Annotated in this window: 12 protein-coding genes and 2 pseudogenes; all 14 read right to left on the bottom strand. The window is 41.0% G+C overall.

Annotated features, from left to right (window positions below):
* A pseudogene (locus ACFPQ3_RS05395) lies at positions 1 to 430 on the bottom strand (transposase); the annotation flags it as partial.
* Between the two features lie 91 nt (positions 431 to 521).
* Entirely contained in the window at positions 522 to 1148 is a 627-nt protein-coding gene (nth, locus tag ACFPQ3_RS05390; protein WP_156805377.1) for an endonuclease III, read from the bottom strand.
* A gap of 209 nt (positions 1149 to 1357) precedes the next feature.
* Positions 1358 to 2707, bottom strand: a complete 1350-nt coding sequence (locus ACFPQ3_RS05385) for a DUF1266 domain-containing protein (protein WP_156805378.1) — start codon at positions 2705 to 2707, stop codon at positions 1358 to 1360.
* 92 nt (positions 2708 to 2799) lie between these two features.
* Positions 2800 to 3642: an SDR family oxidoreductase gene (locus tag ACFPQ3_RS05380; RefSeq protein ID WP_156805379.1), complete on the bottom strand. Its 843-nt coding sequence runs from the start codon at positions 3640 to 3642 to the stop codon at positions 2800 to 2802.
* Between the two features lie 9 nt (positions 3643 to 3651).
* Positions 3652 to 4173 carry a DinB family protein gene (locus tag ACFPQ3_RS05375; RefSeq protein WP_156805380.1) on the bottom strand — a complete coding sequence of 174 codons (522 nt, stop codon included), beginning with the start codon at positions 4171 to 4173 and terminating at the stop codon, positions 3652 to 3654.
* Positions 4174 to 4184: 11 nt separating this feature from the next.
* Positions 4185 to 5711, bottom strand: coding sequence for an ABC transporter permease/substrate-binding protein (locus tag ACFPQ3_RS05370; protein ID WP_156805381.1), 1527 nt, complete (start codon positions 5709 to 5711; stop codon positions 4185 to 4187).
* A complete protein-coding gene (locus ACFPQ3_RS05365; protein WP_156805382.1) occupies positions 5704 to 6432 on the bottom strand; it encodes an ATP-binding cassette domain-containing protein in 729 nt (242 codons plus the stop codon). Before ACFPQ3_RS05365 ends, ACFPQ3_RS05370 begins: the two co-directional genes overlap by 8 nt.
* The gene (locus ACFPQ3_RS05360) at positions 6419 to 6880 is read right to left on the bottom strand and encodes a MarR family winged helix-turn-helix transcriptional regulator (RefSeq protein WP_156805383.1); all 462 of its coding nucleotides are present in this window, start codon (positions 6878 to 6880) and stop codon (positions 6419 to 6421) included. The genes ACFPQ3_RS05365 and ACFPQ3_RS05360 overlap by 14 nt, the downstream gene beginning before the upstream one ends.
* Positions 6870 to 7831 (bottom strand): annotated as a pseudogene (locus ACFPQ3_RS05355) (alcohol dehydrogenase catalytic domain-containing protein). Before ACFPQ3_RS05355 ends, ACFPQ3_RS05360 begins: the two are co-directional and overlap by 11 nt.
* 138 nt (positions 7832 to 7969) lie before the next feature.
* Positions 7970 to 9703 carry a phosphoenolpyruvate--protein phosphotransferase gene (gene ptsP, locus ACFPQ3_RS05350; RefSeq protein ID WP_156805521.1) on the bottom strand — a complete coding sequence of 578 codons (1734 nt, stop codon included), beginning with the start codon at positions 9701 to 9703 and terminating at the stop codon, positions 7970 to 7972.
* A gap of 4 nt (positions 9704 to 9707) precedes the next feature.
* On the bottom strand, positions 9708 to 9971 hold the full coding sequence (locus ACFPQ3_RS05345; RefSeq protein ID WP_156805384.1) for a phosphocarrier protein HPr: 264 nt from the start codon (positions 9969 to 9971) through the stop codon (positions 9708 to 9710).
* A gap of 104 nt (positions 9972 to 10075) precedes the next feature.
* Positions 10076 to 10690 (bottom strand): YpmS family protein, encoded by a 615-nt coding sequence (locus ACFPQ3_RS05340; RefSeq protein WP_156805385.1) that lies wholly within the window; start codon positions 10688 to 10690, stop codon positions 10076 to 10078.
* Positions 10665 to 11504 carry an SGNH/GDSL hydrolase family protein gene (locus ACFPQ3_RS05335; RefSeq protein ID WP_156805386.1) on the bottom strand — a complete coding sequence of 280 codons (840 nt, stop codon included), beginning with the start codon at positions 11502 to 11504 and terminating at the stop codon, positions 10665 to 10667. The genes ACFPQ3_RS05340 and ACFPQ3_RS05335 overlap by 26 nt, the downstream gene beginning before the upstream one ends.
* Positions 11497 to 12333, bottom strand: a complete 837-nt coding sequence (locus ACFPQ3_RS05330) for a DegV family protein (protein ID WP_156805387.1) — start codon at positions 12331 to 12333, stop codon at positions 11497 to 11499. Before ACFPQ3_RS05330 ends, ACFPQ3_RS05335 begins: the two co-directional genes overlap by 8 nt.
* Between the last annotated feature and the right edge of the window lie 58 nt (positions 12334 to 12391).

Below are 12391 nucleotides of genomic sequence, written 5' to 3'. Positions count from 1 at the left end.
ATGAGTAATGGTGAAGTTGACAATCTCCACACGTTCTTCAAAAGTGGTTTTACGTCCCTGTTTCATACGACTTAATCCTTTACTAGTTGGTTTGATTTCTTTACCACTAGTATACCGTTTGTTTTAGCCACGTTTCGAGAACACTTCTAGAGGATAGTTGATACCTGTCACAAATAGTATACGTTGACCCTGTTCCATTAAGATAATCTTGTACGGCTTGTTCTTTGATTTCTTTTTAGTACCTCGTCCAAGTTTTACTTTCTCTTAGTCCTGCTATACCTAGCTGTTGGTATTTACGAACCCAAGTTCTAATGGTGGTATCACTAACGCCATATTCCCTTATTAAGCTTGAAATGGATTTCCCTTTTTCTAAATACAAGTTTACAATCTCTAGTTTTTCTTCTACTGATTTTGGACTTCTTTTTGACATACGAAAACTCCCCTTTTAGTTTCTAGTGAATTTTTATTTTTTTCACTGTCCACTATAAGGGGAGTATATCAGATATCTTAACCTCTTTTATTTATTTGGGAAAGTTATAAAGTTGTGGATATTCGTGACATTCTGGATTTTTGGGATGACAAATGGCACGCCCAAAGTAAATCATTGCTTGGTGCGCAGCCAACCATTTTTCAGGAGGTAAAATAGAGCACACATAATCTTCGACCTCACGAGGCGTCGCTGATTTTTTGACAATATCATGATGTTTGCAAATACGTTCGACGTGAGTATCAACCGCAAAAGCAGGGATACCAAAACCAACCGACATAACCACGTTGGCAGTCTTGCGTCCTACTCCTGCTAGACTTTCCAATTCTTGACGTGTTTGCGGAACCACACCACCAAAATCATTAACAAGTTGCTGAGCACATTTTTTCATAAACTTCGCCTTATTACGATAGAGTCCTAAGCGCGAAATGTACTGAGCAAGATCACTTTCAGAAGCTACTGCCATTTCCTCTGGCGTCGGAAAAGCTTCAAACAGAGCAGGCGTTACCTGATTGACAGCCTTATCTGTCGTCTGAGCTGATAAGAGTACAGCAATGACTAACTCAAAATGATTTTTAAAATCAAGGCTTGGTTCAGCATCAGGGAAAAGGGCAATAATTTCTTCGAGGACATGCCTCGCACGTTTCTTTGATAATACCATGTTTTTATTATATCAAAAAGCTCTACTATTGCTTAACATTATGATTTAATAAGACAAAAATATGATATTTGTGATAAACTCGATCTGTATTATAGCTCACTATTGCCGATTTATAAAGCTTTCTACCATTAGTTTTCTCTTATTTATGTTTAATAAAGTATCAAAACATCTAGTGTTCTCTTTTCAAATAATGGACTTTTCCCATTCCATTACTTTTTACCTGTAAATTCAAAAAGTCGTGTTGGAATCCCCGCGAGCACTTCTGTTAATTGCTGAGAGAGTTCTGTTTCTAAAGCCTTGCGTACCTTATTATCCATCTGGTTGAGTTCTTCCTCGGTCATGCCGATCAGCGTATAGTCTGGTGCCTTTAGGGTGTCAAACACTTTCTTACCGTTCAAGGTCATCGTCACCCCAAAATCAAGGTCAACTGTTGCTACCAATCTGACCTCTTTCCACGGAATTGGCACGGTCACCTTTTTAAACAAGAATTTTTTATCAATACGATACACTTCTTTTTCAGTCAACAAAACCTTGAGGCCTACGGTTCCATTAATCATACCAAAGATATTCTTATCATAAAGGTCTTTATAGTCTTCATAGCAGACCCAATACAATTGCGCTGCCTGTAGGCCGGTAAATTCTTTCGGCATCAGAAGGGAATCCTGCTCCCCCTTTTTCAACTTAAAAAGCCACTCCAGACCACTGTCCACAATCGGTTGCCACAAAACAGTTTCGGCCAACTGAGTAAGGTAATCATAACGGTCTAAATCCAAATCGGATGGCATAAAATTCAGTTTTGACATTTTTTCAACGAGTTCCTCTGAAAGCAGCTCAACATGGTCATAGCTGGAAGTATCTACCTGCTGAGCTTGCACCTCTGCACGGTCCTGATGGTAGTCCATACCCAAAAGCTCTGCTAAGAGTAGTCCTAACTTCTCCAATTGATGGTCTGGCCAAAATGTTGACTGCGCAAACACATTCATTGGGGCAATACAGTAACCATAAATCGCCATCACAAATTCTTCCTGAGTTGTCACCGTGAAAGATGGCTGAGCTACTTGGACCAATTTCCCAAGAACACATGACGCCAAATACTGCTCCCAGCTATCGTAGCTTGCCTGAATTCGTTCTGTCTGTTGGTCAAACAGCTCTTGAAATTCCGTCTCTGTAAGCAATTTTCCAGTGTAAGCCTTTGTCAACGTATCAATGATTCGGCAATCGTCAAATCCTTGAACCCCTCTGCCTTTTGTCATGTCAAACAATTTCTGATAAAGAGACTGTATGTGAGTATCTTCCACATTCGCAATAACCGCCTCAACATCAGAGAAATTCTGATACTTTCCTTCCTGCAAGTTTGTGACTTCTCTAAGTAGACTGTCTTTATCCACAATGTCAAAATTATTCCTTAGCCCTAATTTAATCATAGGACGAGTCACTACCGTAACACCTGACATAATCGCACTATAAAGCTCTTTTTCGATACGACGCTGACTAAGCTTCATCAAAAAATTATCCTCAAATCGGTAAGGAGCACACAATAAAACGTATTCCGATAACATATTTACCTCTTTCTCTAAGAAATTCGTTAACGCTTACATCATTCATTATACCAAAAATACAGAAACGGTTAATCATTTCTGTATCCTATTCGTTAATTCTCTTCTGATAATTTGGCTAAAAGCGTTTCTAAACGGGTTGCCGGACGTCCCAAGATACGCTCAATATCAGTTGAGACAACAGATAGCTCATCATTGGCAATGGCTGTATAAGTTGATACCCAGCTGTCGTACTCCCATTGCTCTGCTGGCCAGGCTTTTCGAGAGGCGTAGGCTTCGTCAACCGTTTCTTCGATGTAAGTAATCGGTTTTCCCCAGACTTTTCCAATTCGTTCTGCTATGTCGCCTAAAGTCAACGCTTCTGGTCCAGTCATGTCCAAAACCTGATTGTCATAATGTTCAGGATTTTGTAAAATAGCTAGCGCAACGCTTGCCACATCGTCTCGAACCACAGCCGATACCTTTCCGCTACCCGCAGGCCCCTTAATCTCCCCGTACTCACGCGCCAACTCCACAAAGAAATCCATGTAGAAATTATCCCGAATAAAGGTATAGGTAAACCCATTTTCTTTGATATAATCTTCCGTTGCGGCATGGTCACGAGCGAGCGTGAACGTGCTGTCTAAAGCAGCGTTAAAAAAGCTAGTATAGATAATATGGCGAACACCTGCTAGCTTAGCAGCATCAATGAAGGCCTTGTGTTCAGCCACGCGATGCTCTGATTCTCGCCCAGAAACCATAAAAAGAATATCGACACCAGTGAGCGCCTCCACCGTCACCTGACTCTGGTCATAATACGCTTCATAAATGCTTGTGTGTGGGAGCTTTTCCACTGCCTCTGGCCGGCGAGCTAGTAATCTAGCCTCTATCCCTGTCTCTGACAAGTCACGCGCCAATTGTCCGCCTAGTTTTCCTGTTACTCCTGTTAATGCAATCATTTGTCACTCCTAATCTGTCAACCCAAGTAAACGTCTCGCATAAAAGACTTGCCCAGAATGCATGGTAATGTCATCCAGTGTTGAAACCAGACGAACCCCACGAGTCACCGCAGGCGTCCAAGACTCATCAACAATATCAGAAAGACTATCTTCAGTCAAGCTATTAATATAAGCAACAGCTTGATCACGCGCAGCAGCAAAGTAATCAAAGAGATTATCAAAGCTATCAACTGTGATGGACTGGGCTTCTTCTAAAGTGTGAAGCCAGCTTGGCTTTTGCGTTTTGTTTTCTGGCAATTTTTCTTGCCAGCCTCGGTGATAAAGCCAGTCAGTTCCTGCTAATTCAGCAATCTGCACATCCAAAACCATAGCGGTGTGCCAAAGTAACCAAGTCATGGATTTTATTTGCGGTGCCATATTCGCTGCTGGAAAGGCGTTTGCCTGCTCGACTGTCACCCCTTCAAAAGCACGCTCAAAACGCTTGTAAGCACGGATAAGATCATCAATGAGTAAGTCTTTATAAGTTGTCATCGTCTTATCTCCTATTCTTTCACAAGTTCTTCGCCGACCAAGTAATCATGTGCGACATCTTTGGCTGACTTACCTTCGACATCAACTTGATAGTTCATGGCTGACATTTCCTCAGCTGTAATTTTTCCTGCCAGTTGATTAAGCATCTTCTCCAATTCTGGGTGTTTGTTGAGAAGTTTTTGGGACAATAGCGGAGCTCCCTGATAAGGTGGGAAAAGCTGTCTATCATCTTCTAAGACCACTAAGTCATATTGTTTGAGTTGACTGTCTGTCGAGTAAGCATCAATGAGATTGACATCTCCAGTCTGAATAGCTTGGTAACGTAGGCTCGGTTCCATCGTATTCACTGTAAAATCAAGCCCATAAAGCTTTTGTATGCCAAGATAACCATCCGCACGGTCCTTAAATTCTAAAGAGAAACCTGCCACCAGCTGATCTTGCACCTTAGTTAAATCTGAGATGGTTTTCAAACCATGTTCATCAGCAAAAGCGCGCGTTACAGCAAGGGCGTAAGTATTTTGATAAGCCATTGGTTTTAACATGACTAAGTTGTCCTGAGCTAAAATACCTTCACGCGCCACTTCGTAAACCTGTTCAGGATCTGTTGATACCTGAGGTGGATCGGTTAAGAGCGAGCCTGTTACAGTTCCTGTAAACTCAGGGTAAATATCAATTTGACCAGCTTTTAAGGCTTCATAAAGGAAACTCGTTTTTCCAAAGGATGGCTTCAACTCAACCGTCATGTCCGTCTCCTGTTCAATCAGCTCCTGATACATATTGATGAGAATTTCAGGCTCAGCACCGAGCTTTCCTGCAATCACAAGACGTTCACTTGCCATGCCACTCGTTTTAAGAATAGCTGGCGCATAGGAGCCTAAAAGTCCAACTAACATCAGACTGACGGTTACTAAAATAGTTCTCTGCTTTGCCTTTTCCAAAACCTTCAGCAACCAGTTAATGAGAACGGCTAAAACAGCAGAAGATAGCGCACCAATCAAAATGAGCGAGCTATTGTTACGGTCAATGCCTAGCATGATAAAGCTACCAAGCCCCCCTGCCCCTATGAGAGCTGCTAGAGTTGCGGTCCCGATAATCATCACCGCAGAGGTACGGATACCTGCCATAATGATGGGCATACTAATCGGAATGATAAAGGTTTTCAAGCGTTCCCAGCGGTTCATACCGAAAGCCGTCCCCGCCTCAATTAGGCTAGGGTCAATGCTATCAAGCGCTGTGATGCTACTCTGCATGATGGGAAAAAGAGCGTAAATAACAAGCGCCACGACTGCTGGTAAGGTACCAATCCCCATAAATGGAATAAATAATCCTAGCAATGCCAAAGAGGGGATGGTCTGAAAAATACCCGTGACTTGAAGAGCCAGCTCCGCTAAGCGTTTATTTTTGGAGAAAAAGATGGCTAGCGGTACAGCACAGATAATGGCCAACAAAAGGGACAGCAGAGAAATCTGCAAATGCTCGACGAGTGCCGTTGTCCAATCTCCAAAGCGATTCTGAAAAGTCGTTACCAAATCAGTCATGAGCCACACCTCCAAACAAGTCAACCACAAAATCATCTGTAGGTTCTTCCAAAATCGTTTTTGGACTGGCTAACTGAACGATTTCTCCTTGATTAAGTACCGCGATACGGTCCGCCAAAAGCAGGGCCTCCCTCACATCATGGGTGACAAAAATAGTCGTCATACCAAACTCTTGATGAAGTTCCTTGGTCAAACCCTGAAGTTGCTCACGACTAATTGGATCGAGAGCAGAAAAAGGTTCATCCATTAACAAATATTTGGGTTCGTGGATAATCGCACGTAAAATGCCAATCCGCTGTTGCTCTCCTCCAGATAGAGCATTTGGATAACGATGAAGATACTGCTCAGCAGGTAATCCCACCTTGTCCAGTAACTCAGCAGTTCGTTTAGCAATCTTCTCTTTGGACCAGCCTTTCATCTTGGGAATGACCGCAATATTCTCAGCCACGGTTAAATTAGGAAATAGGGCAATTTGTTGCAAGACATATCCCATTGAAAGCCGCAAGGCACGCAAATCTAACTGATTCTGAGCTTGCCCATCAATCATGATGCGACCTTCTGTCAGGTCAACTAAGCGATTCAGCAATTTTAATAAGGTTGTCTTTCCAGAACCCGATGGTCCTACCAAGACTAAAAATTCACCATCCGAAATCTCAAACGATTGTTTGTTGAGAACCGTCTTGGTTTCAAAGATTTTGGTCACCTCTTCAAAGGTTATCATATACCGTCTCCATTTCTCGTTTAAAAGCTGCATTATATTTGAGGGTTAAGCGCGCTAGCAGGTCCTGCTCATCAGTCGTCAAGGTCGCTGTCGCTTGTGTTTCCATCTGCGTTAACTTTTGGTAAATGGTTGTCGCAAAAACCTCACCTTCCTCCGTCAGACGAATCCATTTGTGTCGCTTATCATCTGGATTTTCCACCAATTCAACAAATCCTTTAGTCTTCCAAGATTTAATGGTAGCATTCACCACCTGCTTAGAAGAGTATGTTTTTTGTGTCAAGACTTTTTGTGTCACATACCGTCCGGTCATAGCAGGGTAGTTTTTCACCCAAAACAAAATCTGCATTGACTTCCACTGCAAGCCATACTGCCTCGCAAACCACTCATACAAGCTGTATTGTTCATCCATAGAACGCACATAAGCATTCAAAACTAGGTCATCCTTCATTTACAATCACCACTTTCCCAAAAGCCTGCGAACTCTCCAAGTAGTCGTGGGCTTTTCTAATCTCCTCAATCCTATAACATTTTTCTGGGCTAACATCAACCTGATAGGTCTCAAGAAAGTCAAATAAGCTCTGCCATTGCTCCCTCGACACATTCCCAGAATAAAAGGTGGTTAAATACCCATTATTTGCCAAATCAAACGTCGGGTCAAAGGATTCTAAAAACCACTGTCCTCCTAGAAGCCCTGTGCAACAAATAATCCCTGAATTGGCTAGGTGGCTAATGGAATCCTTAATCACGCTAGGACCGACCAATTCCAGAATCTTAGTAAAGGTTTTCTCAGTCTCTAATGTCCCATCGGTCTCCAGAATAACCCCATCATAGCCTACGGCTAAAAGCTGCGCTTCTTTGACGAGATGTCGTACCGAGCCATAGACGTTAAGATTAGGGTAAGCTGCTTTAACCAACTTGGTAAAACTGATTCCTACTCCGGAAGCTGCACCACGAACCAGCACAGTGTCATTTGAGGTCAACTGTAACTGTAACATAGAACCATAGGCTGTGTAAAAGGTCTCAGGAACCGCAGCAAATGAGGTCCAATCCAAGGCCGTTTCAATCGGAAAAATCTGTTCATTCGGTAAAAGAACATATTCCGCATAACTCCCATCAAAAGCACGTCCCATCTCGCCCATCGTGGACAGCACTTTCTGTCCCAAAGGCGCAATCGGTCCTCATCAGTCGTCTCTACAATTACACCGACACATTCAATACCAAGCACTCTCGGAAAAGTTACCCGAGGTGAATGCCCTTGCCGCGTAAAAATCTCAGAACGATTGACCCCAAACCCTTTGACTTGAATCAAAGACCACCCTTCTCTCACCTGAGGGATCGGTCTCTCCACAACTTCTAACACCTCGGAACCTCCGGGGCAATTAACCACAACTGCTTTCATCCTTATCTCCTAAATAGTCAAATCATTTTACTATTTGATAATCAGTATAGCACTCCTAAATGATTTGGTCAAATATTTTGACTAAAATCAGAATAAAAAAACTAGTCATTTTTAAAATAACTAGTTTTCCTTGTTCAATTAATCAAAATCGACATACTCTTTAGCAAGTTCAAGAACTTCTTCTGCTGTTGAGCATTCAGTAAGGGCACGATTTGCGTACTCTTGCATCTTAGCAGTGTCAAGTTTCTTCATCAAGCTACGTGTACGAAGAACTGATGTTGCTGACATAGAGAACTCATCAAGTCCCATTCCGACAAGAAGCGGAACAGCCTGTTGGTCACCAGCCATCTCACCACACATCCCAGCCCATTTACCTTCAGCGTGTGCTGCTTTGATCACATTGTTAATCAAACGAAGTATTGATGGGTTATATGGTTGATAGAGGTATGATACTTGTTCGTTCATACGGTCAGCAGCCATTGTGTACTGGATAAGGTCGTTTGTACCAATTGAGAAGAAGTCAACCTCTTTTGCAAATTGGTCAGCAAGCATCGCTGCTGCTGGGATTTCAATCATGATACCTACTTGGATATCATCCGCAACAGCTACACCTTCCGCCAACAAGTTTGCTTTTTCTTCATCGAAGACTTTCTTCGCTGCACGGAACTCAGTGAGTAATGCAACCATTGGGAACATGATACGAAGTTGACCATGAACTGAGGCACGAAGAAGAGCACGAATCTGTGTACGGAACATCGCATCACCAGTCTCAGAGATAGAAATACGAAGCGCACGGAAACCAAGGAATGGATTCATTTCGTGTGGCATGTCAAAGTATGGAAGTTCTTTATCACCACCGATATCCATTGTACGGACAACGACAGGTTTACCATTCATACCTTCAAGAACAGCCTTATATGCTTCATACTGTTCATCTTCTGTTGGGAAGTCTTGTGAATCCATGTAAAGGAATTCTGTACGGTAAAGACCTACGGCCTCAGCACCGTTATCATTAACTCCCTCAACATCTTTTGGTGTACCAATGTTTGCTGCTAATTCAAAATGCTTACCGTCAGCTGTAACTGTTTGAGCATCTTTAAGAAGCGCCCACTCAGCTTTTTGTTTAGCATACGCTTCACCAGCTGCTTTAAATTCTGCGATAATGTCATCTGATGGGTTGATAACAACTTCACCAGTAATACCGTTAACTGCTAGAACATCACCATCTTTTACAATTTCAGTAATATTGTTAGTTCCAAGTACTGCTGCAATTTCAAGCGTACGTGCCATGATTGCAGAGTGACTTGTACGTCCACCAATGTTTGTCACAAAGGCTTTTACAAATTTCTTATCCAATTGAGCAGTATCAGATGGAGTCAAGTCATGTGCAATGACAATTGATTCTTCATCGATAGTTGCTGGATTTGGAAGTTTTACACCAAGAAGATGTGCAAGAACACGTTTTGCTACATCACGGATATCAGCTGCACGCTCTTGCATGTATGGGTTGTCTTCCATGCCTTCAAAGATCGTGATAAACATATCAGTCACTTCTTTCAAACCAGTTTCTGCATTGGTTTGTTTTGCACGAATTGTTTCTTTAATTTGGCTAATCATCTCTGGGTCAGCCAATACCATGAGGTGAGCATCAAAAACTGCTGCTGCCTCTTCACCGAGCGTACCTACTGCTTTTTCACGGATAACAGAAAGCTCGTCTTGTGACGCTGCTAGAGCAGCATCTAGACGAGCTTCTTCCGCAGTTGTATCTTCAACTGTGATTGTCTCAAATGACAAGTCTGGTTGAACCAGTAGATATGCTTTAGCAACAGCAACACCATCAGATGCTGCGATTCCTTTAAGCATTTCTGTCATCATCTTAAGCCAATCCTTCTTTAGTCATTGTTTCTTCAATTGCTGCAAGTGCATCCGCTTCGTCCGCACCTTCAGCAGAGATAGTTACGTCTGCACCTTGACCAACACCAAGAGACATAACACCCATGATAGATTTAAGGTTTACTGATTTACCTTTGTAATCCAAAGTGATGTCTGATGCAAATTTGCTAGCTGTTTGAACAAGCAAAGTCGCTGGACGTGCGTGGATACCTGTTTCTGCAACAATGTGGAATTCTTTAGAAGCCATGTGGTTTCTCCTTTGTAGTTTTTGAATTTCTGAGTCATCCGTTGATAACCCTTACAATCGTTAATTATAGCATATTTGTAAGCTCTTTTCAAGTTTTGAGACAGTTATTTTCTATTTTTCTTGTAAATCTCGAAAGTAATAACGTCATTTTTCAAATCTATTTTTTTCGCCTTGACATAAATATTTTGAGAATTCTTGATTTTAGTCACATCAATTGTAATAAGAGAATTCTCAGTATCTACGGTCACTAATTCAGGAAATTTATAGGCTTTTTTCAAATATTTTAGCACTTCCCCTTCTGGCAACGAAAGAGTACCTGCTGAAAAAGAAGTTAATTTGAGTTGCACTGCTCCTTTTTCAGAAACATAAGGCTCGAAATAAATATATAACGGAACTTCATATCCTAAAAACGTATAGGATCCTTCAAAAAGCATAGTTGTTGAACTAGCATAAAATTCAAAGGTAAGGTTTTTAGCCTTTAAATCTGATAAATATGAAGCCAATGTTGTATTTAGTTGTTCTTTAGTTGTCGTGATTGTTCCGATACTAATACTTTTATCTTTAGACTTAGTCGAAACAGACTCCGTTATCGGTTCACGAACTTCAATCAAGCGACTTGCAATGACTGAGAATAGTGCAAACTGTGCTGATAGAAGCAAAATAAATGCCCATTTCCAACCGTTGATGCGTCTCTTATTTCCATTTTTTCTTTGTGTCACGTATTTCCTCCGTCACGGCTTCAGCCATCAGTTGATAACCGGTATTATTGGGATGAAAAAGATCATCAGCAAAAAGTGCATCATTGATAACAGTTGTTTGTTTTCCAGATGTTTGGACAATCCCTTCTTCCCCATTAATCCCCTTATAAAGTAGATCATTAATAGGTACAAAATAAACATTTCGGTATTCATTGGTAACTTTTTGAGTTGCCTTATTCCAATTCTCCACAACAGTTTGCATTTCAGTTACCTCAGGAAAATTGAGATAAAACGGATTATAAATACCTAAAATATAGATTGGAAGATTTTTATTATTTTCTCTAGCTAATTCAATAATCTCTCTCAGACGTTTTTGATAATCTTTAGATGGTTTTTTAAAAGTATCTACATCTAAATCAGCTAAATTTTTTCGAATGACAGCCATGACATCATTACCGCCAACTGTCAAGGTCATTAAGTCAGCTTTTTCCAAACTTTCTTTAATGTCTTTATCGTCTTTCATACGATTTAAAATCTGGTTACTCGTATTTCCTGCAACCCCATAATTATGACTATCAATCTCATAACCATAAGTAGCATTAAGGTTATTTCCAAGCAAGGGAATAAAACCTCCCTGACCTGTTGTATCACCTATCCCTTCAGTAAGTGAATCACCAACTGCAACATAAGAAAAGGTTTGAACTTTTTGAGATAAAAAATCTTTTTTGGTTAACCTACTATCTGATTTTGGAACGATCAGGTTAAAGAGAGCCAAGAAAAAGATATAAGCCATTAGAAATCCTATAACTCCCAACAAAAACCGTCGTTTATTCATAACGCACCATCACTGCAAATGCCCCTTCTCCAGTATGTGTCTGGATAATAGAACCTGTCTCTAATACTGAAATTTTTGACTCTTCAACCACTTCAAGAAGGCTACTTTTTAAAGTATTTGCAAGTTCCATCGTCCCGGAATATGAAATACCAATCTCTGCAATCTTACGATTTCCGATTTGTAATTTCCAACTATCTAACCATTTGCTAAAGGTTTTCGTCCCCCTCCCTTTAGAAATTGGCGTTAGTTCATGGTTTCTAAGTTCCATAACAACTTTTATATTTAATAACGAACTAAGCATGCCCGTAACACGACCAATACGGCCACCTTTAACTAGATTTTCCAACGTTGAAACACCAATAAAGAGCTCTGATTTAGTTCGAATTTCTTCAATTCGAGCTAAAATCGTTTCTAAATCAGCACCTGATTTAGCTAATCTAGCAGCTTCTACAACTTGAAACTTCATCGCTTGATCTGTGAATGTGGAGTCAATAATCGTGACAGGTGCTTCTGAAATAACGGCTCCTTGGCGAGAGGCTTCCATAGTGCCTGATAAAGCATGTGTCAAATGGATGGCAATAATATGCTCTGCTCCGCTTTTCACCAAATTATCATAGGTTTCTGAAAAAAGCCCCACTGAAGGTTGGCTTGTTTTCGGAAGATTTTTACTAATCTGCATCAAACGGCGAAACTTACCAACGTCTTTGAGTTCAGCATCAGAATACAAGATTCCATCAACCATAACTGACAAGGGAACAACCGTAATGCCAAGTTCTTCGACAAGTTCGGGCTCAATGGTTACAGAAGAATCTGTTAAAATTTTAATCATAGTATGTGATACCAAAAACGTGCACCGATTATTCTCATCAATCGTACACGTTATCCTT

It is taken from the genome of Streptococcus caledonicus (assembly GCF_042656225.1).
In the GTDB taxonomy this organism is placed as follows: Bacteria; Bacillota; Bacilli; order Lactobacillales; family Streptococcaceae; genus Streptococcus; species Streptococcus caledonicus.
The sequence above is the reverse complement of the archived record's forward strand: the minus strand, read 5'-3'. Positions and strand labels throughout refer to the sequence as shown.